Here is a 24,252-nt window from a genome sequence, read left to right on the forward strand (position 1 = left end):
GCTCATATTCGAGGCCCGGTCTTTAGTCAGGATAGGACCACAAGTCAATTCACCCGGGGCAGTTTTTTGCCGATAGCAGCGAAGTTGATGACGAAATCACGAGATTTCGGGGCTTGGTCTCTTTTGTCTTTGGCAATCACGCCCTATTTATCGCAAGAAAGCAACAATATTTGCAGACGTTTCCTGGTGTAATCGTCGCGGAGTCACCCGAGACAGGTATGAAGATCAACTCGCTTTCTGGCCGATTTCTTATCCTGACGACGATCTTCGTTGTCCTGGCAGAGTTGTTGATTCTCTTGCCGGGGATTGCCACCTATCGAGAAAACTATCTTTTGACACGGCTGGAGCGCGCCCAGATCGCGTCCCTGTCGCTGCTGGCGACCGACCAGTCGACCATCGATCCGGATCTGGAAAACGAACTTCTGGCGAATGCGGGCGTCTATAACGTCGTTTTGCGCCGCGATGCGGTGCGGCAGCTGGTGCTGTCCTCGCCGCTGCCCGAGGCCATCTCGGGCACCTACGACATTCGTGATGCGTCGCATTGGACGCGGATCAGGGATGCGCTGAAGATTCTGATCGACCCCGAGAACCATATCATCCGCGTGGTGGGCGAGCCGGTGCAGCAGGGGGGGCAGGTGATCGAGATCACGCTCGATACGCGTCCGATCCGGATCGGAATGATCGAATATGGTCTGCGTCTTTTGACGTTGTCTGCTGTGATTTCGGGCATCACGGCGGTGCTTCTGTTCGCTTTGGTGCAGCGTTTGATGGTCGCCCCGATCAAGCGGCTGGTGGCGCATATGGCGTCTTACTCCGAGGCTCCCGAAGACAATCGCCGTATCATTGCCCCCAATGCCCGCATCCAAGAGCTTCGCGTGGCCGAGGATGCCTTGGCGGATATGCAGACCCAGCTGACCGCCGCCCTGCGCCAGAAAGAGCGGCTGGCCCAGCTTGGGCAGGCCGTGGCCAAGATCAGCCATGATTTGCGCAATATCCTGACGACGGCGCAGCTCTTTGCCGACCGTATGGAATTTTCCGAGGATCCGGTGGTAAAGCGCGCCGCGCCGAAGCTGATCAATTCCATCGGGCGGGCGGTCAATCTTTGCGAGACGACGCTGGCGTTCGGGAAGGCCGAAGAGCCGCCGCCTTCGCTGTCGCGCTTCATGCTGGCGCCGCTGGTGGCCGAGGTGGTGGAAAGCGAGCAGTCGCTGGAAGGGGCGGGGCTTGTCGATTTTATCGTGGATATCGCGCCGAATCTGACGATCCGGGCCGATCGCGAACAGCTCTACCGTGTGATCTCCAATCTTGTGCGCAATGCGCGGCAGGCGCTGGAGGCCACGGGCGAACATGGCACGATCGAGGTGGGAGCAGGGGAGACCCGTGACGAGTGGTGGATCCGCGTGCAGGATACCGGTCCGGGCCTGCCTGCGAAAACCCGCGAGCATCTGTTCCAGCCCTTTACGGGCGGCTCGCGAAAAGGCGGCACCGGTCTGGGGCTGGCGATTTCTGCCGAGCTGATTCGTGGTCATGGCGGGCGGCTGGAGCTGATGCGCAGCGACGAAACCGGAACACAATTCCTGCTGCATTTGCCGCAGGAGCTTTCCATGTAAGGCATTTGGGGCGTTCGTCGCGTAGGGAATCGCGGGCGGAATGAAAAACTTTCATTTTCCCTCTTGCGCCCCCCCGACATACCCAATAGATAGCCCCCCACGACGGACCCGTAGCTCAGCTGGATAGAGCACTTGACTACGAATCAAGGGGCCGGGCGTTCGAATCGCTCCGGGTCCGCCACTACTTCTGGCTCTGCCAGATACGACATAGCCTGATCATTCAGGTGCAGATATTGCGGACCCGTAGCTCAGCTGGATAGAGCACTTGACTACGAATCAAGGGGCCGGGCGTTCGAATCGCTCCGGGTCCGCCATTTCTGAAGTTGTCGAATGTCAGACGAAACTGGCTTTTCTTTCACATAGATGTCCACGAATGTGTTTGGGGCCTATGCTTGGTATGTTGGTCGATTGGTCGGGTTGGCCTAGGGTTGGGGCGATTGCAATGCCTACTTCCGAAAGACTCGCGTGGCAAAAAGTCGACCTGTAGATCCCGATGCCCATTTCGCGCCGCTGCCGCTGACCGTGCAGCACGAACGCTTTGAGCCGGCCTCGTCTCTGCTAACGCGGTTGGCCGCGCGAAATGGTGCACCCTCTGTCTACCAGTTCTGCGCCGACCTGGCCTTTCCTGTCGATCCTCTGTTCCGCGGCGAGCCTCTGGCAATCGCCCAGCTTGCGCAGCTTGCAGGCTGTGACGCGGCTGCGCTGGCGCGGGTCTCCATCCGTCATCTCGGCCATAGCCGCTTCCGCCTGCGCGATGAGATCGCGACGACGCATAGCTTGCAGCGCACGCGCATACGCATCTGCCCCGAATGCCTGCGCCAAGAGGTACCTTCGGCGGAGGAAGCGTGGCGGATGCCCCGCAGGCTGCCGTGGAAGTTTACCTCGGTACGAAGCTGTGCCGATCATGGCTGTCTGCTGGTGACATTGCCGCCCGAGAAATTCACGAAAGATGGGCGGGATTTTACGGCGCAGATCCGGAAACACTTCAACTGGGTTTTGTCGCAAGACATTGTTCCCGCAGCGACGGGCTCATTCGAGCGCTATCTTTTGCGACGTATTCTCAACGGGCGGGGCGATGCGTGGCTTGATGAGTTCGAGCTCAATATCGCAGCGCGCCTCTGTGAGGTTCTTGGTCTGCTGTTAGAGAAGGGGCCAGAGGCGACGCTCAGCGGCCATTGTGAGCACGAATGGGCACAGTATGGAGACGTAGGCTATCGGGTGCTCAAAGGGGGTGAGCTGGCCTTCTCAAGCTGCTTGCAAGAGCTGGCTGGGCAACATGCCGAGAAGCGCTTCTTCGGGCGTATTTACGGGCCGCTGGTGACATGGCTTCAGGGCAGGGGACTAGGAAATGAAGTCGAGCCGCTACGTGCTTTGATGCGGCGAGAAATCTTTGCTCGTTTCTCGATCCGCAAAGGCGTTCAGGTCTTTGGTGTGCCCTCTGAGGGTATAGCTGCGCGCAATGAGGCGCTTGTTCCGTCAATCCAGGGCTTCTCCCTTAAAGAGCAAGAACTGCTTGTCTGCAGGGCGCTGGCCTATAGGCAAGAAGATGGAACGGTCGTCGCTAAAAGCTTTGTCACCGAGACTATGCTTTCTGCCTTCGGGCGGGAACTAGGGGAGCATACCAAAGCAACTGAAGACCCGAGTGAAGCGGATGAGCTGGGCGCTGAGGCCCATCCGGTCGCTGGCGCGGCTGGATATTTGCGGATCACTGATAAGACCGTCCGCTATTTGGCGCATGCTGGATTACTAAGCCTCGCCTCTTCCAACAATGAGGCTCGCAGTGGCGCGCAGCAGATATCTCTCAAAAGCCTTGAGGCCTTCCGTCTAAGGTTCATGTCCCTCGGCGAACTCGCTGATCACACACGGAGCCCTGTAGGGGCGCTGTCCACTCGTTTGAGAAACGCAGGTGTAACCACGCTTCCTATGCCACCTGATCTAAGCCGCATCTATTGGCGCGCCGACTTGGTCATGTCTGGTTTGTTGGCCGAGCGCGAAGCGAAGATTAGTCGTTTTACTCTTTAGGCAATAGCGAAATACGTGGGCTTGTAGCTCTCGGCCCCCTGCGGTCATTCGCTAGGTTCTGTTCTGCTGCAGCGCAGCTTCTCCGAAGCCGCCATTCGTGACATTACGCCGAAAGTTTAGATAATGAAGGCCCGCAGTAGGCGACATAACACCCGTTTCGCGGTCATAGTTTGAGATGGTGATGTACATGCCGATCCGCATTTAGGGTGCATGATTGTAGTTTTGGATTAGAGGATGGCCTTGTAGTCGACGTTTAGCCTCATCTGTCCATGGTAACTCATTCATCGTGAGCAAAAAGCATAACGCTTCTAAAGATAGCAGCGCTCGATAAAAGTCGTTGAATGCTTCAGGTGTCTTCGCATCCACATGGCTGTGAGCGGCAGCCCCTCTCAAGGACTGAGATTTTTTAAGATCTTCTACGAATGTTGCAGAAGGTTTTTTAGTAAGACCGCTTCTTGGCAACTCAGATATTAAGCGTGAGAATCTTTGCTCATGAGTTTCTTTTTTTAAGGACGATAAGCATCCTGTCAGTCGTTTTAGAGGTATGTCGAGATGCAGCTCTTCAGATTTTTCTCTGGCATAGCTTGCGATGTTTTCGAGATTGCTATCATTGATCACTTTCTCAAATTTTGCGGTCGGTATGTTTTCAAGCCATCGACAAGCAGAAATTAAGCGTTCCGCGGATACTTCAGATCTTTGACGTAAACAATTCTGCATATGTAAATAGGCATTACGCCAGTCATCCGCTCTTTCGATCCAAGCCTTTAAGCAGCGTGCTGTGTTAGATAATTCCGTGTCGGAAACACCCCACGCTGGCGAACCGTGAAAATTGCCTTCGAAATCTGTGATGTCTTTGGGATTCTTAAGCCGCAATTCTCTATAAATACGGGCAGTCTTGCGTTGTTTCAGACGAGCGTCTAACTCAGCGCTAGAGTCAGGACTAATACATTGCTCATCCTCTATAATTAAGACGCCTAGGCATCCTGAAAAGAAGCAGTTAATATCATTTTGATAGGTAAGGTGATCTCCCATTTTCACGGGATTATCTAACTCAATATCAAATATGCATCCAGTACTAGTCCAGCCGCCGCCATAAGCATTACCCTTTGCCGTGTATCCAATTTTGACATTGAGGTTGCGCGTTTTGACGTCCAAAAGATTGAAGTGTTTTTCTTCGATGTCGCCACTGGCCAATGCAGAGAGTTTTTCAGAGTGTCTAAATAGAATGTCAGATTTAGGTAACCTGAATAGAATCCTTTTTATTTTCTGATCACTAGGCCATATTTCATCTCCAATTACTGCACAGTTCGACAGTATATTTTGACAATAATAAATCTGGTCATCCAGCCCAAAGACCCGCGGCGTTCCTAGATCAACATTATTGAAAAGGGATATTTTTTTCATCTTCTCAGATAGAAGAAATATCACTTCCTCAGCATTTAATTCGGGTTTTTCAGCAAAAGAATGAACGCGAACACGTATGTCTTTGTCCTCGTAACGAAAAGTGCATGCGTGTCCTTTTTCTGTATTTAAATCAATGCATTGGTAATGTTCATCTGGGTTGATTTCAAATTTATTGCTCAAGAAATCCCTCGTACGTTCATGCATCTACAAAATAAAAACATTGATTAAGTCATTTGACCATAGCACACCTGCCGCCGGTTGACCTGTGAGGCGCCCACAGGCGCAACCTTACCGCTACTCCGGCCTTGTCTATCTCTGATTCCATAACATCCATTCCGCTAAGAATTGCAATCTCGAAGAGAAATGCGGTTCGCTGTCGAAACCGCTTCAGCGTTCATGGGGCGATCGCCAGCAGAACCTCTTAGTTCTCATGTAAGGCTTTACATAGGTATGTCGTCGTTCTGGTCCACAGCCGACATCCTTTGATACTGAAGGTTCTTGATTTTGGTCCACTACGAATGGCGGCTCCCCGCCCATTGTGTTGAAAAACTCGGGCGGCTCCAACACAGCACGGAACTCCGGAACGCCTGTTCTAACTTGGAGCTAAGAAGCCGCGCCAGAGAGAAAAATCTGACCTCTACCAGAACGAAATTCTCGTCGGAGCCCTGTGATTGCTCGGTGAGGGAGTTTTTCAACACAATCCGCCCATATTCCCCGATGAAGGGTGTCGGGGGAGAAGCTCGCAGCCAGTATTTTCGCTGAGTTGTCGCCGTTTAATCAGCGGTACCGCGAGAGGGTTAGAGGCACAAGTAAATTAGCCTCATAGCGCCACATCTCACTTGAAGCATTTAGGATGCCTGAGAGCGCCCCAGCAAATGACGAGCGATCTTGATAAGGGGGAGTTCGCTAACAATTGCCAAAGCTGCAGTTGTGATTATCAGATACGACGCCAAGAATGCCCAATCAACTCCATGTATCTCAAGGCCAAACGGAAGATCAAATATCAGGGCGAGATGCTTCACCCCGACATAGGCTGTAGCGCTGGCGAATGCGTTGTCGCGCACTTTCAACAGCTTCTGCCCAGTTTTGCTATATCGCTCTCTTCGATTTCGTTGAAGCTCTTCTCTCTGCTTGGCCCAGAAATCCAATTCTGGCTCGGGTGATGGAGTAGGGAGGACCGTGGGGACAGGTTCGCGTGCTGGTGCAAACGTTACGCCCATGTGGCGGGCCAGTTCTTCTGCGGGCAACAGATCATGCTGAAACTTATAAAGCATCGCACACCGCACCGAGGCTGGCACGGGACGTTCGCCCTTTTCGTAGCGGTAGTAGTCTCGTGTCGATATGCCGAGCTCCGTACTGAGATGCTTTTTGGTCCAACCTCTCTCCAGTCGAAAGTTCAGCAGCTCGGTCGCTCCAACGTGCTTGATCGTCGAATCGTATGGGCTGTCTCCCTCTGCCATTTTGATTACCTCCGCTGCTGGTTTCTCTAGCCTACTCAGAAACCTTAGTGTGGGAACCGAAATTTATCTTGGAAATACAACGGTCGGACTTTTCGGTCCGATCGGACCAAAGAGTCCGCGTCTCTTTTTCCTTTGAAGTCAATTGATTGAGCGGTTGACCCAGAAAGATGGAGTTCCTTAGCTTGGAAGGGGGCTTGCCCAGATTTCATTCATGCAGAACCCGGAGGCGGCTCTATGCGCACCCCGACGAAGGAAGAATTAGACGCCCATGAACTGCTGAAAGCACAGCTGCGTATCCGGGGAACATCCCTTGCGCAGCTGGCCCGTGAGATTGGCGTGAATGACTCAGCGCTGACTTTGGTTGGAAAACGTATGTGCCGGTCTGCGCGCATCGAGAAAGCGCTTGCCGAAGCCGTGGGGCGGCCCGTCGAGGACCTGTTCCCCTGTCACAACAGGAGGGCCGATGATGATCTGTAACAATACGCGGTAAATGAAGAAGGGCCGTCGGAGTTGCAGCTCCGAGGGCCCTCTATGGAGATGTATCAAGTAGCAACCCGATACATCTCTTTCATGACCCATTTTCTGGATCCGGTCAAGCGCGCAGAGCTTTCTGCGCGGCGGGTCCTTGTGTCTCAATGAAAGAGGAGCTCGGCGTGGGCAGAGATTGATCTGTCGCGCGGGTAAGAATTCCGATGGATGGATTTGATTGCGGGGGGCCGTATGTGCCTCCGGAGCGCACGCGGGCGACGCGTATGTTTGCGGCGCGCTCAAAGTCGAGCGCGCGTGGTTTTTTACTGGCCAAACTGCATCGGAGTGCTGCATGGCGTCAGTTTATCTTCGAGAGCAATGAGGAGCGTAAATGCCTGCTCGTTAGCTTCTCGCAAAAGGAAGTGGTCGACATCTGGGACCAGCCGCCCCGCGTTCCCTTCCGTGATGCTGCGGGGAAGCTTCGGTATCACGTCTTTGATTACCTTCTTCTGTTTGAGACAGGCTTCAAGCTTGCTCTGGCCGTAAAGCCGAGCGCCTTGGTCGAACGTAACGGCTTCGATAAGGAGCTCGAGCTTATCAAAGCTCAGCTGCCGAAGCGGTTTGCGGATGATGCTCTGCTCGTGACCGAGAACAGCTACTCCGAGGCAGAGGTGCGGAATGCCGAGCTCCTTCATATGTTTCGTGGGATTGAGGACGCGGAAGCGGATGCTGTTGTCGCCGAGGCCTTGCGCGGGCTGAACGGATCGACATCGGTGCAGCAGGTCGTGGAGGCGACCGGGCTGAAGGGGCGGGCCTATCGCGCGGTCTTTCGGGCAATCTTTGACGGGGCAGTTGAGGCAGATCTGTCCCACCATGTCACCGAGCGCAGCATATTGACGCTGCCGGAGGTGCGATAATGGCGGTCCGATTACGCATATCCAAGGCCGAGGCGGTGATCCTCGGCAAGACCCTTCACATGGTCGATAATGTGAGCGAGACGCTTGTGGAGTTGCGCGCGTTAAATGCCAATTCCGAGCCTCTTTGCCTGAGCCATCAGGATCTTAAAACGATGCTGGACGATGATAAGGCACGGCTGGAATATGGCTATTTTTCCAACTCAAGAGCTGCGCGGCGGGCCTTGGCGGGAAGCATGCTTGTCAGCCGAATGCCTGCTGCCGAGCAGGCCCGCGTTTTTCGCAAACAGCTTTTCGTGGAAGAATTTGAGGCGGGGGAGGCCGCCAAGGAAGTCAGCCGCTCGCAAGCTTCCGTGTGTGCCTACATGCCCAAACTGGTCGAACGTGTCGAAGCGAGGCTGACGGAGCAGATCCGCCAAGGGCGCAACGCTGACGAACTGGCAAAGCTCTTCGCGCTGCGCGCGCCTTGTCGGACATCACTGATGAAATGGCTGAGGGATTGGCAGGAAACGCGCGATCCGATGTGCTTTGTCAAAAGGTCGCGTTTCAATAGCCAGAATGCCAAGCGGGTCTCTGCGCGGGCCGAGGCCATCATGCAGGAGACATTCAAGCTTTACCTGCATCCGAACCGGGTCAATGTGCCTTACGTGACCATGCAAGTGAACAGGGCCATTCGCGAGCTAAACAGGTCACTCGCCTTGAATGAAGACCTGCCGGAGCCAGAGGTTTCTGAAAGCACGGTCAGACGACGGATCTCCGAGTTGAACAAGTTCGAAGTCTGCGCTGCGAGAGAAGGGCTCACGGTCGCCAAGAATAAGTTTGGTCCTTACACCAAAGGTCTATTGGTCGAGGCGCCCCTGCAAGGCGTCGAGATGGACGAATGGCAGATAGATCTTCTGGCCTTTCTGGAAGGGGGTGGCATCGATGTCAGTCATCCGAGTTATGACAAGCTGAGAACCGGACGCTTCTGGATCTGCGTGGCCTTGGATCGTGCGACACGCGTCGTACTGGCCGTCAAAATGGCATTTAAACCTAATTCGGATATCGCCCTCGCGACCCTTTGGCTGGCGATGCGCAATAAGGCCGCGATCTCCAAGCAGCTTGGATGTCAGAAAGAGTGGAGCCAAGGCGGGCATATCTTTTCGGTTTTCGTCGATAACGGCAGCGCATTCGTCGATTCGAAATTCTCGGTAGCCTTGGCCGATCTTGGTGTGGGCTATGCGGTTTTACCCGCTGGGGTTCCAAAATTGCGCGCGCGTATCGAGCGGCTTTTTCGAACCTTTGGAACGCGGTTGATGCAGCGGCTGACAGGGAGAACATTCGGCAATCCGCAAGAGCGCGGTGATTATCCTGCTGATCAGAATATCGTCCATACAGCCGAGAGCATTGTCGAACTGCTCGTCAGTTTCGTTGTCGACGAATACCACCATACGCCGCATCGCGGCTTGGAATATGCGACGCCGGCGGACACTTGGCACCGCCTGATCGATCAATATGGCCATAGCCCCATTAAGTCCCCGCATGATCTGCGCCATATTCTGGGTATTCCCCTGCAACGCCAGCTGGGGCGGCATGGGGCTCTGGTCTGTGGCGTTAATTACCATAGCCAGGAACTTGCTGAGTATTTCATGCGCTATGGCGCGCAGAAAATGGACCTGCGGCTTGATCCCGAGGATATGGGGTTTCTGTCCATTTGGTATGACGATGCCTGGCACACCATCCCCGCCGGACTGAGCAAGCTGCAAGGCGTGTCTCTGGCGGTCTGGGACGCGACGATCCGCGATCTCCGGCGGACCAATAAGGCTGCCGCGCGCCTTCATATCGATGTGGTGGATGCAGCCCTCGAACGCTCAAACAAGAACGACGATGCCCAGCGGGCATGGCGGCAGATTGGCCCACTGACAGTATCGGCGCGCGACATCCGGCGTGCCGAGCAGGAGTGCTTTTTCGGATTGAGCTTTGGTGGTGAGGCCGAGGCGGAACAAATCACCCCTCACTCTGATCTGCCAAGCCTCAGCAATGCAATCTCGCAGGCGGCCTCGAAGACACCGGCGGCTTCCGCGCAACCCGCGCCGCCAGATCTAGCGCCGAGTACCGACAGCGGCCCGCGAAAACCCAAATTCAATTGGAGGTTCAGTGATGACAATGAATGACCCGAACGTGCGGCAGATTATTCAGGATATCCGGTCTGCCTATATCCCGACTGCGGCCTTCCGTCGCCTTGAGGAGTATTTCGATCAGCTGCTTGAACAACGCCGTGCCGATCTTGCGGACGGGATTGTGGCGGATTTGCGCGGCATCGCGCTGGTGGGCCGGTCTGGCGCTGGCAAAACGACGGCTATCAAGGAACTGAGGCGGCGATACCAGAGCCGGCTTCTTTTTGAGGGCCCGGAGGGCGAAAGTGAGCTGGTAAGTCTCAAGGTGCCGTCTCCGGCAACGATGAAGGTGGTCGGGACCGATATCTTGCATGCCTTGGGATATAAGCTGCAGCAGGATCGATCCTCGGCGGTTATCTGGAACCTCGTGAAGCGGCACTGCAAGCTGCGGAAAACGCTCTTCCTGCATCTCGATGAGGCGCAGGATTTGGCACAGCACCAGACGATCAAAGAGCGACAGGCGATTGTTAATACCCTGAAGTCTCTCATGGAGAACAGTCAATGGCCCGTAGGCTTGATGCTGACGGGCATGCCTGGCCTTAAAAGGATCATCAATCAGGACGCACAGTTGGCGCGGCGCATCTATCCCATCGAGATCGAGCGGTTGTCGCAATATTCGAGCCATGAGGAGGTGTTCAGTCTGGTCTCGGTCTACTGTGATCGGGCGCGGCTGCAGATGGGGGAGGATGTGATGTCGGATGAGTTCGCATCACGTCTTATGCATGCGGCAGATTATGAATTCGGCCTTCTGGCGCAGTTCATCGTTGAAGCTCAGACAAGGGTTCTTGGTCAGGACGGGATCAATGGCTGCCTGCGCAAGGAGCATTTCGCAGAAACTTACCGGATGCGTACTGACGCGCTTCCTGCGCTCAACCCATTTATCGCGGAAGATTTCCACCGCATCGACCCGCGTCAGAGCTTCAATGATGACGAGGAGGATGACGATGCTTGAGCGTCACCTTGCGCTGTCGGTCTCTCCGTTTGATGGCGAGACACCTGCCAGCATTGCGGCACGGCTTGCCTGTCGCAATGAGACCCCGCCGCGTGATCTTTGCTCGGATATGGGGTTGAGATGGCCCTATCTCTGCTCGGGCCATCCCGATCAGCTCTCGCTGCTGGCCGAAGTCTCGGGGGTAGACTTGGCCTATCTTCATCACTGGAATCCGGAACAGATCGGTATTGGACGCTATCGTATCGGACAGATGCGCAGCACAACGGGGGTGTTTCACCGCTGTCTTACGCGGGTCTGCCCGCTCTGTCTGGAGGAGGCTTTGGCACAGTTCGGCAGGTCAGGGGCGCATCAGCTTCTGGAATGGAATGTGCTCTGTCTGAAGGGATGTGAACGGCATGAGGTCGCCCTGCTCGAATTGCCTCGGGCGGCCACGTCGCATGAAACCTATGATGTGGTGACGCAACTGGGCCGTCATCAGGATGTTTTGCGATCCGCAGCCGATCACGCCGCTCCGCATTTTGCTACGGATTTCGAGACCTATGTACGGGGCCGGATCCGTGGGCAAGTGGAGGCCGATTGGATGAGCGGCTTGGAGCTTGGCCAATTGCATGGAGCTTGTCTCACCCTCGGTGCGGTGCTTGCAGGTGATCCCGCCGATAGTCTCTCAAAACTCGCGCCAGAAGCCGAAGACGACTATTGTCTTGAGGGTTTCAATGTCTTGTCTTCCGGCCCTATCGCGCTTGAGAATTGCCTTGAAGCGCTGCGGGGCAGGGGGGTGGGACGACGATCCTACCTGTCCTCCGATCTCGGACTTTTCTACAGCTGGTTGCAATCGGTCGATGATCAGCCGGAAATGCAGGACATCCTCGATTGCGTGCATCAATTCGCGACCCGCAGCTATACGATGACGCCCGGAAAAACTGTGCTCGGAAAAGCTGCCCCCGAGATCCAGCGGATTTCTTTCGAGACGGCGCGGCGGCAATCCGGGCTGGGGGTGGCGTTGATCCGGCGGCTCATTGCGCATGTCGATTTACTTTCCGAGGCGGAAATGGTCGCCCTTCGGGAAACGACACCGGCGCAATTGGCAAGGGCGGTCGCGTTCTGGCGGGGTTTGCACAACCTGACCACCACTGCACAGAGGCTCAATATCGCTCCAACGCAGGTGACGGTGATGATGGATCTGGGGCTGATCGGGCATATCAAATTCGGCACGGCGCTCCGCTACGCCTATGCTGCCGATGTCGACCAACTGCTTTCGCAGGTATCAGAACTGCCAGTGCTGCCGCATCTGCAGGGGTTTCAGTCTCTCCACCAGTTTGCGCGATCGCAGAGGATCAGCGTGGCGCATCTGGTTGCGCAATGGCGCTCGGGGTCGCTTGACGGTATTGCACGGGCGGCCGATGTCGCGGGACTGCGGGGGCTCTATGTGCCGGTCGGTCAACAAGTGCAGGAAGCGGTGCCAGCTTGTCGGGAAGGTAACCTGCCGCTTCTGGACGCGGCCAAGCGTCTTAAGATCAGCGCGGGCTCAGTTCGGTCGTTGAGAAACGCCGGTTATCTTCGGGGCGTGACAGAGCGAAACCCCGAGACCAATCATCTGCATCAGCTGATTAGCCGGACCAGTATCGCGGCCTTCGAACAAACCTATCTTACGCTTGGCCAACTGGCGGCAGATGTAAAAAAGGCACCCATTCATCTTGCGCGCCAACTGGATCGGGCAGGGGTGCCAACACTCGACTGTGGAGGGGGCCGCATCAGGGTCTATGACAGAGCGCTGGTAGGTGAGTTTTGACAGCTGAGCGCCTGTGGAATGCGGAATTCCTCGCTTTATTAGGGTTTCGGGGTTACCCTAGGCAGATATTTTCATGAGCGGCGCGACCATGACTGAAACAGAAGCGAAGAAGATCAGGGAAGATATTGCGCGGCTCAACTCCGTGACGGGGACGCTCATTGCCGAGACGATGCGGCTTCAGGCGCAAAACCGCTGGTATAGGGTTCCCGTTGGTGCGATCGCAGCGCTCGTTCTGATCGCGCTTGTAAAGTTCTTGATGTCGTAAATTCAGGGCGTACAGCCTAGCCATAGATTGGGTCTAATTCCCGCCCTGATTGCGTTCTGGACCGGAATGGATGTTATGGAACCGGAGAGAGACAGGCGCGAAATCAGGCTAAGGTTGCGCTCCGTAGCCGTCGAAAACCACAACACAGCTATAGGATTACCATGTTCAAATGGTCTCGGCACATCTCTGGCGGCAAATCCCAGAGCTCAAAAGTAACAGAAGAAATCGGAAAGCTCCTTTGGAAAGTCTTCCCGCCAGAGGCAAAGGCAATTGTTTTCTGGGCCCGTTTCGGCTCTGGGGGGCATGGATCGAGGTTGGATTGGCTCGACGACGCCGGAAACCGCATCGGGCCGATGGGTTCAAAAGCAACACCATTCGACGCCATGCGCGCAATCGAAACGCTTGCCCTGAACCTGCGGCGCACGCCACCTTTCGACCGCGATCCCTTCACGCATATGCGTGTCGAACTCACGGAAAAGGGCAAGATGAATATCAACTTCGCCCATATTCCGGAATGGGACAGCTGGATGGGCCTTTTCATGCGTGGAGTGAGCGAGCTCTCCGAAGAGGAAGCGCGTAACCCGGAGCTGAGCAACACTTGGGGGATCGACCTCGAGCATTGGCAAAAATGCCGTGCCCGGCGAGAACAGGAGCCTTACGAGAAGTGAGCGGCACGGCGATCATTGCAAACGTCAGCAATGCGGACCGAAGCCGCCTTTCGCCGCGTGACAGCAGTCTCTGGCCATCTGAAGCTCTGCGCAGCGGGGCGAAGTGGGCGTTCACAGCATTTGCAAATCGACGGGCACTTCATAGATTCCCCTCGCGGCGAGCACGGGCAGCGAACATGATATCGGGCGGAGGTTCGTGAGTTCCCATGCCAGCCAACCGTCTTCGTAGTAGCTGGCGCAAGCCGCTGCGATGTCTGTGCTGCGGAAGGGCCTCACAGAAGCAACCCTTACGACCGCAACCGCCTTCCCATCTTGATCCTCTTCGCCGTCAATGTGCAGAAAACGAGAATTTTCAACGATCAAGAGATCTTCGTCAGGCTGAAGATCTGGAACCCATCGCCTGACCTCTAGTGTTTTTTCGCCACACGCAATTCTGGCTCCGCCGGGGGCAACAATAGATAGGGCCTTCATACGTTTAGCCTTCAACTAATCTTTATCCCGGAGCTTTTACCTGCAATGTATTTGCCGAGCAATGACCGCAACGGGCTCGAAGCTGCCTCTGGCTTTCAAACGGGTATTATGTCGCCCAGTAGACTTGCGGCAGATACTGCGCCCGCTAGTTGATACGGCTATCTTGGGATTGGGTCAAAAATGCTTGAGGTTTGGGCCAGAACCGAATGACGCGTGCAGTTGAAAAGACTCACGAAAATTCCTCGATTGGGCTGCAAAGCGATGACATTCGACAGAAGTTGTCGAATGTCAGACGAAACTGGCTTTTCTTTCACATAAATGTCCACGAATGTGTTTTTGACCTATGCTTGGTGTATTGGTCGATTGAGCGGGCTGGCGTAGGATCAGGGCGAATCCAATGCCCAATCCCGAAAGACATGCGTGGCAAAAAGTCGATCTGTAGATCCTGAGGCGGACTTCGCGCCGCTGCCGCTGACCGTGCAGCACGAACGCTTTGAACCGGCCTCGTCTCTGCTAACGCGGTTGGCAGCACGCAATGGTGCACCCTCTGTCTACCAGTTCTGCGCCGACCTGGCCTTTCCTGTCGACCCTCTGTTCCGCGGAGAGCCTCTGGCAATCGCTCAGCTTGCGCAGCTTGCAGGCTGTGACGCTTCTACACTGGCACGGGTCTCCATCCGTCATCTCGGTCATAGCCGCTTTCGCCTGCGCGATGAGATCGCGACGACCCATAGCCTGCAGCGCACGCGCATACGCATCTGCCCCGTATGCCTGCGCCGAAGCTTCGGTATCACGTCTTTGATTACCTTCTTCTGTTTGAGACCGGCTTCAAGCTTGCTCTGGCCGTAAAGCCAAGCGCCTTGGTCGAACGTAACGGCTTCGATAAGGAGCTCGAGCTTATCAAAGCTCAACTGCCGAAGCGGTTTGCGGATGATGCTCTGCTCGTGACCGAGAACAGCTACTCCGAGGCAGAGGTGCGGAATGCCGAGCTCCTTCATATGTTTCGCGGGATTGAGGACGCGGAAGCGGATGCTGTTGTCGCCGAGGTCTTGCGCGGGCTGAACGGATCGACACCGGTGCAGCAGGTCGTGGAGGCGACCAGGCTGAAGGGGCGGGCTTATCGCGCGGTCTTTCGGGCGATCTTTGACGGGGCAGTTGAGGCAGATCTGTCGCAGCATATCACCGAGCGCAGCATATTGACGCTGTCGGAGGTGCGATAATGGCGGTCCGGTTACGCATCTTCAAGGCCGAGGCGGTGAGGCTCCCCTGCAAGGCGTCGAGATGGACGAATGGCAGATAGATCTTCTAGCCTTTCTTGAAGGGGGTGGCATCGATGTCAGTCATCCGAGTTTTGACAAGCTGAGAACCGGACGCTTCTGGATCTGCGTGGCCTTGGACCGTGCGACACGCGTCGTACTGGCCGTCAAAATGGCATTTAAACCTAATTCGGATATCGCCCTCGCAACATTTTGGCTGGCGATGCGCAATAAGGTCGCGATCTCTAAGCAGCTTGGATGTCAGAAAGAGTGGAGCCAAGCCGAAGATGACTACTGTCTTGAGGGTTTCAATGTTCTGTCTTCCGGCCCTATCGCGCTTGAGAATTGTCTTGAAGCGCTGCGGGGCAGGGGGGCGAGGCGACGCTCCTACCTGTCCTCCGATCTCGGACTTTTCTATAGCTGGCTGCAATCGGTCGATGATCAGCCGGAAATGCAGGACATCCTAGACTGCGTGCATCAATTCGCGACCCGCAGCTATACGATGATGCCCGGAAAAACTGTGCTCGGGAAAGCTGCCCCCGAGATCCAGCGGATCTCTTTCGAGACGGCGCGGCGGCAATCCGGACTGGGGGTGGCGCTGATCCGGCGGCTCATCGCGCATGTCGATTTACTATCCGAGGCGGAATTGGCCGCGCTTCGGGAAACGACACCAGCGCAACTGGCAAGGGCGATTACGTTCTGGCAGGGTTTGCACAACCTGACCACTACTGCACAAAGGCTCAATATCGCGCCAACGCAGGTGACGGCGATGATGGAGCTAGGTCTGATCGGGCATATCAAATTCGGAACGGCGCTCCGCTACGCCTATGCCGCAGATGTCGAGCAGCTCCTTGCAAGGGTGAGGTTTGGGCGAGAACCGAATGACACGTGCAGTTGAAAAGACTCACGAAATTTTCTCGATTGGGCTGCTATGTATCGACCCAGCGGAATCTGCTCAGGTTAAGCCGCTAATTTGAATGCCTCAGCAGGCGTGCGCATGGCAAGGGCCTGATGAGGGCGGCGGTTGTTGTAGAAAGCGATCCAGTCGGCGATGACACGCATTGCGTGTTGGATTGTCTCAAAACGGTGGCGCTGCACACATTGCTCCGTCAGCGTCCTGATGAAGCGTTCAACCATGCCGTTCTGTTGCGGGCAGTGCGGAGTTACGAACTCCTGCTTCAGCCCGTAACTACGGACAATTTTTGTGAAGTGGTGGCTGGTGAAGACCAAGCCGTAACACCTTCGGAACGCATCGGTCGGAGATGCTATGATCGCCTGCGCAGCCCCCAAATCGCGCAGCAGGTGATCATAGCCGACGCCAGGTCCCTACAGTGGTTTGTACGAACCACACCACGAGGGAGACCGACTATGACCACGATGAGTATTACACACACGAAGACTGTTTTGGCCGCAATCGACATCGCCAAGTCGCGCCGCAGAAGATTGACGGTTCTCAATCGGCTGGAAGATTTTGACCGTCTCATACAGGCTCTGACAGGATACGGTCTACCTGTCCGGGTCGCATTCGAGGCTACCGGATGCGTACTGACGCGCTTCCTGCGCTCAACCCGTTTGTCGCGGAAGATTCCCCCAATCTCCACCAGCAAAGAACTGCGTCTCATGTCACGATTGCATACCGTTGTATGGGTGCAAGATCTTTATGCTTGAGGCCGCTTTCATACGATGCCTTGTCTCTCGGTCTGGTTTGCGGGCGAGGCGTTCGCTTCCGTGCATTGGAAAAGCGGCGCCTCTTCTCGAGAGACTGCCGAAGTCACAGGGGCCACATGTTCAATTCGGGCTGGGTCCGGTGGCATCCACAGACCCTTGTACCGCCATTCCTCAATGCCGGGACGGGAGAGGGCTGTCCGGCGTGGCGGGCGGGTTATGTTTACGAGATGCGGTCCGCGTCGAGAAGGGTGCGGAATTCACTTAGATATTCTTTTCGGTTCTGTGCCAGCCACTGCACGATCTCGGGCGTGGCCAGCAGCTTGCGCAGATATCCGCGGACGAGGGTCAGATGCAGGGTGTCCATGCCGAAACTGTCTTCGAATGTCCGGATTTTCGTTTGCAGATTAAGCAGTTCGCGTTCCATATGGGCAAGCGCCGTTGCCGTGATGGCCTGCCCGTCGGAGCCCGCAGGCTTGCGGCGGCGCTGGGCCAGATGATGGTCAGGCGTCGCTGCAAGCAGGGCCTTGGCGAATCCCGAGCTGAAATTGTTTTGCCCCAGCATCAGTTCAGCCGCCTCGATCTGGCGAAGGGGCACCATCTTGCGCAGGATATCGAAACTTGCCATCGGACAGGACGCGGCACGTAGCAGCTCGGCCGCCTCTGTGCAGATCCCCTCAAGCAGGCGGGAACGGCGCAGGATCGACTTGATATCCAGCCCCAGTGCTGTGGCAATGGCCGCCTCGGGGACACCGCGCGCGATGGCCCGTTTGATCATCTTATGCTCCTGTATCGGGGGCAGACGATTGATGCGCTTGTTATAGGTATAGGTTTCGTCATCGGTGCTGATCAGGCATTCAACGCGGGTCTGTCCCAGATCTTTCAGGGCTTCGATACGCAGGGCACCGTCCAGCAGGAAAAAGCGGTTTCCATCCTTGGGGTGACGCGCCACAACGGGGGCCTCGACTAGCCCTACAGCCTTCACAGACCCCAGAATCTGTTTGTATTTGCTGCTCTCCTTGGTCTCGGGCCGCAGCGGCTTCAGGGTCAGTATCTGGTCCAGACGCAGCAGAAGGGTCTCCGGCTCGAAGCCGAGTTTGACGGTCGGAGGGGGTAGGGTGTCTGTCATGGTGCGGAGGCCGGTTGCAGCCGCTCGGCCAGCGCCTTGGGCAGGTCATGCAGGCCCTTCTGGCGCAAAAGCGCATGGAAGGCCGTTTCGGACAGGAGGTCGCGCAGGGCCTGCATCACGAAAAGCAGCCGCGCCTGTGTCATGTCGGATTTGCGCACCAGAACCCGCTGGCGGTCCGCCTCGCGCTGGTAGAGTTTCAGCAGGTCGCTCTGGGTAAGCCGCCTTTTGCGGCTTTTCGCGTCAGGGGCGGGGCCGGCCCCCGGCGATTTGGCGGCGTTTGTCTGGGCGCTGCGTTGGGCAAGGAGACGACGGATCTGCGCAAGTTTCTTCCCCTTGAGATGCCCCTCGGCATAGGCATCCATCAGGAGGTTCTGCACATTGTCCCCTTCGGCCTGCGCGATTTCGGCGGCCAGCGTGACCGGAATGAGCCCGGTCTCGACTGCGGCCACAAGACGGTCTTCGCCTTTCGCCAGCATGGCGCAGACCAGATGTACCCAGCTCGGGGCGCAGCCGATTTTGGCCGCGATCACCGCCTCGGACATGCCCCGCTGCCGCAGCGCGCCGATTTCGTTCATCAGCTCGATGGGGCGGTGCTGGCGGCGCGCGATATTCTCGACGAGGCTCATGATCATGCATTCGGCGTCACCGGCTTCGATAATGACCGCAGGGATCGTTGTCTGGCCCAGCATCCGGAACGCCTCCAGACGACCCTCGCCGCAGACCAGCTCGAAGCGGTCGCTTTGCGTCGCGGCACGCCGTAGCGTGATGGGACGCTTCAACCCGATCATATCGATATTCTCGACGATCTCCTGATGGATCTGGCGGTTTCTGGCCCGCGGGTTCATGACCTCGATCTGTGCGATCGGGATGATCTGCACGCGCTGTGCGGGGGCGGTGTCCATCAGGCGATCTCCTCTAGGGGCTGTCTTCGGGCAAGCTGGAAGAGCGGGGCGGGCGTGTCGCTGCGAAAAGCCTCCAGAGCGAGGCCGTTTTCTTCCTCAAGCCGGAGCTGGGCAGTACCGATCTCGATCAGGGGAAGCAGGAAGTAATCCAGAGCGCGGCGGTTGCGTGGATCCATCCGGATCACAAGGGTCAGATCGGGTATCCGGCTGGTGTCAAACCGTATCCGCCAACGCAACCGGCCACTGGGCAGGGCATGGCAGCGCGCGATCACCAGTGACAGCGTCAGTTCATGGTTCAGGCGCAGCTCTCCGGCGGCGGTTTCATGGATCTGCCCACCGGCGTCGCGGATGCCCTGGACGATCGCGTCGACGAGCGCGGGATACATCGCGCGCAGGCGTTTGTTGATCTCGATATAGCGATAATCCCTGCGCGGGTGATAGCCGACAAGGCGATAGGCCCTGAGCAGGCTGCCGAACCGGCTGGCATAGGCATGGCTGGAGGGCAGCCCTTCGGCCTCGTCAATGATCAGGCCGGACAGCGCGCCTTGTGCCGTAAGCAACCGCTCCAGCGCCTGTAGCATGTCCTGATCGGACAGACGCGCGCTGCGCGCGGCGATCCGGTGCGCGGCAGCCGCAAACTGGGAGGGCTCAACAAGCGCGGGAAAACTGTTCGGGGCACGGACCCACTGCTGTGGATCGTTACGGATGCGGGTTTTCTTCAGCTTGAACGACACGCGGTTCCAGACATTCGTGCCGATATATTTCTCGTTGATCAACAGTTGGTGGATGGTCCCGCGTGTCCATGCCCGCCCCAGATCCGTCTTGAGGCCCTGACGGTTGAGGGCGGTGGCGATATCGGTCTCGCTCAGGCCGTTTTCAACGAAATCGCGATAGATGCGGCGCACCGTTTCGACCTCTTCCGCAGGGCCGGGCACAAGGATGACACGGTCGGTCTGGAGGCACTTATGCTCGCCGCGCGCCAAAGGGCCCTTGGGCAGGCCGTGCTGGTCGATCAGCAGACGGCGCAGGCCGAATCCGGCTGGGCCACCTTGCCGGAACCCCTTTTCGATCAGGCGGCATTGTCCGGTGAAGACCTTGTTGGACAATTCGCGGCTATATTCGCCCGCCATCGCGCGTTTAACGCTTTTGACAATGGTGGCGATGGGTCCGCCGTCATTCTCGAAGGGCTCGGCGCAGTAGTGGATGGACACGCCGGACCGACGGCAGATATATTCGTAATAGGCGCTTTCATCCGCATCCTGAAAGCGTCCCCAGCGGCTGACATCATAAACCAGCAGGGCCGTGAAATCCGCCTGACCGGTGGTGATGGTCTCGATCAGGGCTTTCAGCGCGTCCCGTCCTTCAAGGCGCAGGCCGCTTTTGCCCGCATCCGTATAGCTGCGCACGATGTCCATCCCGCGCCGCGCTGCATAGGCCTGAAGCGCCTCGCTCTGGTTTTCTGTCGAATACCGCTGATGGTCCGTGGACATGCGGACATATTGCGCCGCGCGGATCAGAGGGGCAGCGGATGCTGGGCTGTCGCACGGCTGGGGCATGCCTTGTCTCCTTGCGCATTGCCAAGACCGTCTTGGGGATGCGCCGATGATAGTGCGAAACCCTTTTGCTTTTGTGACAGGCGGTCGGGCCGGCAGGGGCGGCCGGTTATTCGTGGCTGGCACTGGGCTGGGACTGGGCTGGCGCTGGGGCTGGAGTAGGGCTGGGACGGATGGCAGGCACGGGCGTGCCGTCACGCGGCGGGTGGGGCGATGTCTTCCGTCTTGCGGCGCAGGCCACCTGCCGCTTGCAGGATCCGCAGCAGGCGGCGTCTGTCTCCGGCAATCAATGCGGTGACAAGGCCTGCAAGGCATCCCCGTGCCTTGAGATGGGGCACAAGGGAGGCATGGCTTTGGGTGGGAAACAGCAGGTGGTCGCAAGAGCTGTGTAGACCGAAGCCACGCGCCTGCACAAGGTCGTCTTCCAGACCATGCGCCAGCACCGTGTGACATGTCGCAGGGGGCTGCGGAGCGACCGGCCAGCGCGGCTCTTTCAGTGGCGCAATCCAGTCCAGCCAGTGGGCGCAGCCGGTTGCGGCCTGTTGGAGCGAGCTTTGCGGGCCGAAGGCCAGCACGGCCTGCACCGGCAGGATCTGCGTCGCGATCAGCGCGCAATAGGCCCCCATCGACAGCCCCATCGCCGTGACATGCCGCACCGGTCCCTGTGTCTGCGCATAGGCAAAGGCATCGCGCAGGCTGGTGGAGAATTCGGGCGCGTTGCCCCATCTGCGATGGTGGTCCATGACAAACAGCGCAGGGCGGGGGGTGCCTTGCGCCCTGTGTCCTGTGGCGCTGGCCACAAATTCCGGCGGGGGCAGGCGGGAGGGATCATGCCCGATCGAGGAGAAGGAGATCACCAGATCGGCCCCTTGCCCCGCGCAATAGTCGATCGCAAGGCCGTCCCTTTCGAGAATGCGGTGCAGCTTGGGCGGGCGGGGCGACACTATGGGCACGGGAGCTCTCCTTCGGATGGTCCCAATAGCGTCCGGCGGGCCGTATCCGCAAGCCTTCGCCGGATTTGGCCTTCGACGAATTTGGTCAAGTGGTCACGGGGGGCTGCGCCATATGGCCGTGCAGATAGGACGCATGGTTCGGCCAATGCACCAAGGCCGCCTCGGAAGGACGGCCTTGGCTGATACCGGCAGTGCTGCGCAGAGCTCAGCGTGCGGGGCAGGCGGCCGTATAGGAGCGGCCATAGCGGTCCGTATAGCGGCAGGTTTTGGCATCGGGATTGGTGCGTTGGGCCACGACCTCACCGGCAATCAGGCCTACGGCTGCCCCTGCTGCTGCCCCCGAGATTGCATTCGTGTCGTTGTTATCCGCGATATTCGCCCCGAGGGCCGCACCGGTCAGCGCGCCAGCCGTGCGGGTCTGGTTGGCGGTCTGGCAGGCCGCAAGGGCAGCAACCATCGGCAGGACAAGAAGAACTTTTTTCATCATGGGCTCCAATTACAGATACATAGCGGGGCCGGTTCGGGACCCGTCATCAAAGGCCTAACGCCCGTGCGTCCGAACAAGTTCCCGCGTTTGTTATCGTGGCGCACTTGTCCGCTGTTACGAATGCTTCATCTATGTGTCACTGGAACTTCGTATCCGCTTGGCACCAAAGACGATAAGAGATGTATGAGGATCAGGGTATGACCGAAAGCTTCGCCCCGCCTGTCCGGCAACGGCGCGTCAGAACGCTTTTCGTATCGGATTTGCATCTTGGGGCTTGGGGCAGTCAGGCGGGACGGTTTCTTGAATTCCTGAAGAAAACCGATGCCGAAACCATCTATCTGGTCGGCGATATTCTCGACATCTGGCATGGCGGCACGCCGTTCTGGTCGCCGGCACATGATGCGGTGATGGACGAGCTGCGCCGCCGCATCCGTGCCGGTGTGCGGGTGGTCTATCTGCCCGGCAATCATGATGCGGAGTTGCGCAAACGGCTGGGCCGCCGCTTTCAGGGCATGGAACTGGTGGACGAGCTGGTCCACCGTGCCGCCGACGGGCGGCAGTTTCTTGTGCTGCACGGCGATCAATGCGATTCGCGGCTGTTCCGGTTCCATTTCATGACGCGGCTCGGGTCGCGTTGTGATGCGGGGCTGCGGCAGGTGGATGCATGGGCGCGGCGGGTTCTGCTGCGGTCGTTCCATCGCCTCCCCGAGCGCAATCTCGTCGAGATGATGATCGCCGGAACCAATATGCTGATGACGGCGGGCAATAAGTTCGAGGCGCGCCTGATCGAGCTGGCCCGTTCGCGCAGGGTGGATGGCGTCATTTGCGGCCATTTCCACAAGCCGGCCTTGCGCACCATCGAAGGAGTGGTTTACGCCAACTGTGGGGATTGGATTGACAGCCATACCGCCATGATTGAGACCGAAGACGGGCGGCTCGAACTGCTTGAACTGCGCCCCGCTGCGCAGCGCAAGGGCCGCAAGCTTCCGCAGGGGGCCGAGGTACAGGCGTGACGACATTGGACTTTTTGCTGCTTGCCCTTGTGGCGGTGCTGCTGGGCGTAGAGCTTGTGACGGTGGCGCTTTGTCTGTGGCGCTATCGAAGCACAGAGGTTTCGGCCCCTGTGTCGCAGCCGAAATTCACCCTTCTGCGTCCGGTTTGCGGGCTGGACCGTTTTGACGCAGAAACGCTGGAAAGCAGCTTTTTGCTGGACTATCCCGATTACGAGGTGATTTTCTGTGCCGCGCAGCAGGAGGACCCCGCCGTGGCTGTCTTGCGGGGGCTGGTGGCGAAATATCCCCATGTTCCGGCACAGATCCTGATCGGCGATGACCGGATTACCGGCAATCCCAAGCTCAACAATCTTGAGAAGGGCGTGCAGCGCGCCGTTGGAGAGTGGCTGGCGATGGCGGATGCCAACCTGCTGCTGCCTGCCGATTATTTCACCCGTATTCTCGAGGTGGTGCAGGCCGATACCGGCCTTGTGACCAGCCCGCCCATCGGCACGCGTGCGGAAAATCTCTGGGGCGCGGTCGAGGCGGCCTTCCTCAACAGTTTTCAGGCGCGCTGGCAGATTTCGGCGGATATGCTGGGCAACGGTTTCGCGCAGGGCAAGACCTTGTGCTGGCGGCGCGATGTTCTGGCTGCGGCAGGCGGGCTGGTGGCCTTGGGGCAGGATCTGGCCGAAGATGTGGCCTCGACCAAGGCGGTGCGGGCGCAGGGCCTGAAGGTGCGTCTTGTGCGCCACCCCTTCACCCAGCCTGTGGGGCGGCGCAGCTTCCGCGCGGTCTGGGACCGCCAGCTGCGATGGGCGCGGGTGCGCCGTGACGGGTTTCTGGCCATTTTTGCCGCCGAGATCCTGTTGGGCCCGTGGCTTCCGGCGCTGCTTGTGCTTGGCATGGGGCAGGGGGCGCTGGTGCCTGTCCTCTGGGGGCTGTGGTATCTTGCGGAATGGGGGCTGGCGCGCGTTGCAGGCTGGCCGCACGGCCCGCGCGACGTGGCGGCGATGGTGCTGCGCGATATCCTGATGCCCGCGCTATGGGCGGTCACATGGACGCGGCGCGGCTTTGAATGGCGCGGTTCTGCCATGGATCGCGGTGGTTCCCTAACGCCGCCGAAAGCCGTAAAGTAA

General features: G+C 57.8%; 23 protein-coding genes, 2 tRNA genes and 1 pseudogene. 17 read left to right on the forward strand and 9 right to left on the reverse strand.

Features of this window, described 5'->3' with window-relative positions:
* Positions 1-218 precede the first annotated feature (218 nt).
* The 4 genes from WDB86_RS13285 (at position 219) to WDB86_RS13300 (ending at position 3,632) form a co-directional block, all read left to right on the forward strand.
* Positions 219-1,610 (forward strand): HAMP domain-containing sensor histidine kinase, encoded by a 1,392-nt coding sequence (locus WDB86_RS13285; RefSeq protein WP_339108027.1) that lies wholly within the window; start codon positions 219-221, stop codon positions 1,608-1,610.
* Positions 1,611-1,714: 104 nt separating this feature from the next.
* Positions 1,715-1,791: transfer RNA gene (locus WDB86_RS13290), tRNA-Arg, on the forward strand.
* 56 nt (positions 1,792-1,847) lie between these two features.
* Positions 1,848-1,924, forward strand: a tRNA-Arg gene (locus tag WDB86_RS13295).
* A 151-nt stretch (positions 1,925-2,075) separates the two neighbouring features.
* A complete protein-coding gene (locus tag WDB86_RS13300) occupies positions 2,076-3,632 on the forward strand; it encodes a TniQ family protein (RefSeq protein WP_406736123.1) in 1,557 nt (518 codons plus the stop codon).
* Between the two features lie 201 nt (positions 3,633-3,833).
* Here the strand turns inward: WDB86_RS13300 and WDB86_RS13305 are convergent, their stop codons facing one another.
* Positions 3,834-5,216, reverse strand: coding sequence for a hypothetical protein (locus WDB86_RS13305; protein WP_406736124.1), 1,383 nt, complete (start codon positions 5,214-5,216; stop codon positions 3,834-3,836).
* Between the two features lie 668 nt (positions 5,217-5,884).
* Entirely contained in the window at positions 5,885-6,496 is a 612-nt protein-coding gene (locus tag WDB86_RS13310; RefSeq protein WP_406736125.1) for a helix-turn-helix domain-containing protein, read from the reverse strand.
* 234 nt (positions 6,497-6,730) lie between these two features.
* Here WDB86_RS13310 and WDB86_RS13315 point away from each other — a divergent pair, with 234 nt between their 5' ends.
* From WDB86_RS13315 to WDB86_RS13345, 7 genes are all read left to right on the forward strand, one after another.
* Positions 6,731-6,973, forward strand: a complete 243-nt coding sequence (locus WDB86_RS13315) for a transcriptional regulator (protein WP_406736126.1) — start codon at positions 6,731-6,733, stop codon at positions 6,971-6,973.
* Between the two features lie 275 nt (positions 6,974-7,248).
* Positions 7,249-7,881: a hypothetical protein gene (locus WDB86_RS13320; protein ID WP_406736127.1), complete on the forward strand. Its 633-nt coding sequence runs from the start codon at positions 7,249-7,251 to the stop codon at positions 7,879-7,881.
* Positions 7,881-10,031 carry a hypothetical protein gene (locus tag WDB86_RS13325; RefSeq protein ID WP_406736128.1) on the forward strand — a complete coding sequence of 717 codons (2,151 nt, stop codon included), beginning with the start codon at positions 7,881-7,883 and terminating at the stop codon, positions 10,029-10,031. The genes WDB86_RS13320 and WDB86_RS13325 overlap by 1 nt, the downstream gene beginning before the upstream one ends.
* Positions 10,018-10,986, forward strand: coding sequence for a TniB family NTP-binding protein (locus WDB86_RS13330; RefSeq protein WP_406736129.1), 969 nt, complete (start codon positions 10,018-10,020; stop codon positions 10,984-10,986). The genes WDB86_RS13325 and WDB86_RS13330 overlap by 14 nt, the downstream gene beginning before the upstream one ends.
* Positions 10,979-12,775: a TniQ family protein gene (locus tag WDB86_RS13335; protein ID WP_406737051.1), complete on the forward strand. Its 1,797-nt coding sequence runs from the start codon at positions 10,979-10,981 to the stop codon at positions 12,773-12,775. The genes WDB86_RS13330 and WDB86_RS13335 overlap by 8 nt, the downstream gene beginning before the upstream one ends.
* 73 nt (positions 12,776-12,848) lie before the next feature.
* Entirely contained in the window at positions 12,849-13,040 is a 192-nt protein-coding gene (locus WDB86_RS13340) for a hypothetical protein (RefSeq protein WP_406736130.1), read from the forward strand.
* 161 nt (positions 13,041-13,201) lie between these two features.
* Positions 13,202-13,708, forward strand: a complete 507-nt coding sequence (locus tag WDB86_RS13345) for a hypothetical protein (protein ID WP_406736131.1) — start codon at positions 13,202-13,204, stop codon at positions 13,706-13,708.
* Positions 13,709-13,819: 111 nt separating this feature from the next.
* On the opposite strand, the gene WDB86_RS13350 is transcribed toward WDB86_RS13345, so the two are convergent.
* Complete coding sequence (locus WDB86_RS13350) at positions 13,820-14,179, reverse strand: ASCH domain-containing protein (RefSeq protein ID WP_406736132.1); 360 nt, start codon at positions 14,177-14,179, stop codon at positions 13,820-13,822.
* A 477-nt stretch (positions 14,180-14,656) separates the two neighbouring features.
* Between WDB86_RS13350 and WDB86_RS13355 the strand changes: the two genes are divergently transcribed.
* The 3 genes from WDB86_RS13355 (at position 14,657) to WDB86_RS13365 (ending at position 16,330) form a co-directional block, all read left to right on the forward strand.
* Positions 14,657-15,025 (forward strand): TniQ family protein, encoded by a 369-nt coding sequence (locus tag WDB86_RS13355; RefSeq protein ID WP_406737052.1) that lies wholly within the window; start codon positions 14,657-14,659, stop codon positions 15,023-15,025.
* A complete protein-coding gene (locus WDB86_RS13360; RefSeq protein ID WP_406736133.1) occupies positions 14,944-15,396 on the forward strand; it encodes a hypothetical protein in 453 nt (150 codons plus the stop codon). Before WDB86_RS13355 ends, WDB86_RS13360 begins: the two co-directional genes overlap by 82 nt.
* A gap of 61 nt (positions 15,397-15,457) precedes the next feature.
* Positions 15,458-16,330 carry a hypothetical protein gene (locus tag WDB86_RS13365; protein WP_406736134.1) on the forward strand — a complete coding sequence of 291 codons (873 nt, stop codon included), beginning with the start codon at positions 15,458-15,460 and terminating at the stop codon, positions 16,328-16,330.
* A 62-nt stretch (positions 16,331-16,392) separates the two neighbouring features.
* Here WDB86_RS13365 and WDB86_RS13370 read toward each other — a convergent pair whose 3' ends face one another.
* On the reverse strand, positions 16,393-16,662 hold the full coding sequence (locus WDB86_RS13370) for a transposase (RefSeq protein ID WP_406736135.1): 270 nt from the start codon (positions 16,660-16,662) through the stop codon (positions 16,393-16,395).
* Positions 16,663-16,800: 138 nt separating this feature from the next.
* Here WDB86_RS13370 and WDB86_RS13375 point away from each other — a divergent pair.
* A pseudogene (locus WDB86_RS13375) lies at positions 16,801-16,971 on the forward strand (IS110 family transposase); the annotation flags it as partial.
* Between the two features lie 349 nt (positions 16,972-17,320).
* Here the strand turns inward: WDB86_RS13375 and WDB86_RS13380 are convergent.
* The 5 genes from WDB86_RS13380 to WDB86_RS13400 all read right to left on the reverse strand — a co-directional run bounded on the left by WDB86_RS13380 (position 17,321) and on the right by WDB86_RS13400 (position 22,118).
* Positions 17,321-18,226 (reverse strand): plasmid partitioning protein RepB C-terminal domain-containing protein, encoded by a 906-nt coding sequence (locus tag WDB86_RS13380; protein WP_406736136.1) that lies wholly within the window; start codon positions 18,224-18,226, stop codon positions 17,321-17,323.
* Positions 18,223-19,128 carry a plasmid partitioning protein RepB C-terminal domain-containing protein gene (locus tag WDB86_RS13385; RefSeq protein WP_406736137.1) on the reverse strand — a complete coding sequence of 302 codons (906 nt, stop codon included), beginning with the start codon at positions 19,126-19,128 and terminating at the stop codon, positions 18,223-18,225. The genes WDB86_RS13380 and WDB86_RS13385 overlap by 4 nt, the downstream gene beginning before the upstream one ends.
* Positions 19,128-20,618: a recombinase family protein gene (locus WDB86_RS13390; protein WP_406737053.1), complete on the reverse strand. Its 1,491-nt coding sequence runs from the start codon at positions 20,616-20,618 to the stop codon at positions 19,128-19,130. Before WDB86_RS13390 ends, WDB86_RS13385 begins: the two co-directional genes overlap by 1 nt.
* Before the next feature lie 257 nt (positions 20,619-20,875).
* A complete protein-coding gene (locus WDB86_RS13395) occupies positions 20,876-21,634 on the reverse strand; it encodes a hypothetical protein (RefSeq protein ID WP_406736138.1) in 759 nt (252 codons plus the stop codon).
* Positions 21,635-21,839: 205 nt separating this feature from the next.
* On the reverse strand, positions 21,840-22,118 hold the full coding sequence (locus WDB86_RS13400) for a YMGG-like glycine zipper-containing protein (RefSeq protein WP_339108011.1): 279 nt from the start codon (positions 22,116-22,118) through the stop codon (positions 21,840-21,842).
* A 200-nt stretch (positions 22,119-22,318) separates the two neighbouring features.
* Between WDB86_RS13400 and WDB86_RS13405 the strand changes: the two genes are divergently transcribed.
* Complete coding sequence (locus WDB86_RS13405) at positions 22,319-23,134, forward strand: UDP-2,3-diacylglucosamine diphosphatase (RefSeq protein ID WP_406736139.1); 816 nt, start codon at positions 22,319-22,321, stop codon at positions 23,132-23,134.
* Complete coding sequence (locus WDB86_RS13410; RefSeq protein ID WP_406736140.1) at positions 23,131-24,252, forward strand: ceramide glucosyltransferase; 1,122 nt, start codon at positions 23,131-23,133, stop codon at positions 24,250-24,252. Before WDB86_RS13405 ends, WDB86_RS13410 begins: the two co-directional genes overlap by 4 nt.

It is taken from the genome of Thioclava sp. GXIMD4215 (genome assembly GCF_045291555.1).
GTDB lineage: Bacteria > Pseudomonadota > Alphaproteobacteria > Rhodobacterales > Rhodobacteraceae > Thioclava > Thioclava litoralis.

What these genes read in the sequence shown, in the direction of transcription:
- WDB86_RS13285 (WP_339108027.1), top strand. Translation starts at nt 219, where the DNA reads ATGAAGATCAACTCGCTTTCTGGCCGATTTCTTATCCTGACGACGATC.
- WDB86_RS13310 (WP_406736125.1), bottom strand. Translation starts at nt 6,496, where the DNA reads ATGGCAGAGGGAGACAGCCCATACGATTCGACGATCAAGCACGTTGGA.
- WDB86_RS13315 (WP_406736126.1), top strand. Translation starts at nt 6,731, where the DNA reads ATGCGCACCCCGACGAAGGAAGAATTAGACGCCCATGAACTGCTGAAA.
- WDB86_RS13320 (WP_406736127.1), top strand. Translation starts at nt 7,249, where the DNA reads ATGTTTGCGGCGCGCTCAAAGTCGAGCGCGCGTGGTTTTTTACTGGCC.
- WDB86_RS13325 (WP_406736128.1), top strand. Translation starts at nt 7,881, where the DNA reads ATGGCGGTCCGATTACGCATATCCAAGGCCGAGGCGGTGATCCTCGGC.
- WDB86_RS13330 (WP_406736129.1), top strand. Translation starts at nt 10,018, where the DNA reads ATGACAATGAATGACCCGAACGTGCGGCAGATTATTCAGGATATCCGG.
- WDB86_RS13335 (WP_406737051.1), top strand. Translation starts at nt 10,979, where the DNA reads ATGCTTGAGCGTCACCTTGCGCTGTCGGTCTCTCCGTTTGATGGCGAG.
- WDB86_RS13340 (WP_406736130.1), top strand. Translation starts at nt 12,849, where the DNA reads ATGAGCGGCGCGACCATGACTGAAACAGAAGCGAAGAAGATCAGGGAA.
- WDB86_RS13345 (WP_406736131.1), top strand. Translation starts at nt 13,202, where the DNA reads ATGTTCAAATGGTCTCGGCACATCTCTGGCGGCAAATCCCAGAGCTCA.
- WDB86_RS13350 (WP_406736132.1), bottom strand. Translation starts at nt 14,179, where the DNA reads ATGAAGGCCCTATCTATTGTTGCCCCCGGCGGAGCCAGAATTGCGTGT.
- WDB86_RS13360 (WP_406736133.1), top strand. Translation starts at nt 14,944, where the DNA reads ATGCCTGCGCCGAAGCTTCGGTATCACGTCTTTGATTACCTTCTTCTG.
- WDB86_RS13365 (WP_406736134.1), top strand. Translation starts at nt 15,458, where the DNA reads ATGGACGAATGGCAGATAGATCTTCTAGCCTTTCTTGAAGGGGGTGGC.
- WDB86_RS13380 (WP_406736136.1), bottom strand. Translation starts at nt 18,226, where the DNA reads ATGACAGACACCCTACCCCCTCCGACCGTCAAACTCGGCTTCGAGCCG.
- WDB86_RS13385 (WP_406736137.1), bottom strand. Translation starts at nt 19,128, where the DNA reads ATGGACACCGCCCCCGCACAGCGCGTGCAGATCATCCCGATCGCACAG.
- WDB86_RS13390 (WP_406737053.1), bottom strand. Translation starts at nt 20,618, where the DNA reads ATGTCCACGGACCATCAGCGGTATTCGACAGAAAACCAGAGCGAGGCG.
- WDB86_RS13400 (WP_339108011.1), bottom strand. Translation starts at nt 22,118, where the DNA reads ATGAAAAAAGTTCTTCTTGTCCTGCCGATGGTTGCTGCCCTTGCGGCC.
- WDB86_RS13405 (WP_406736139.1), top strand. Translation starts at nt 22,319, where the DNA reads ATGACCGAAAGCTTCGCCCCGCCTGTCCGGCAACGGCGCGTCAGAACG.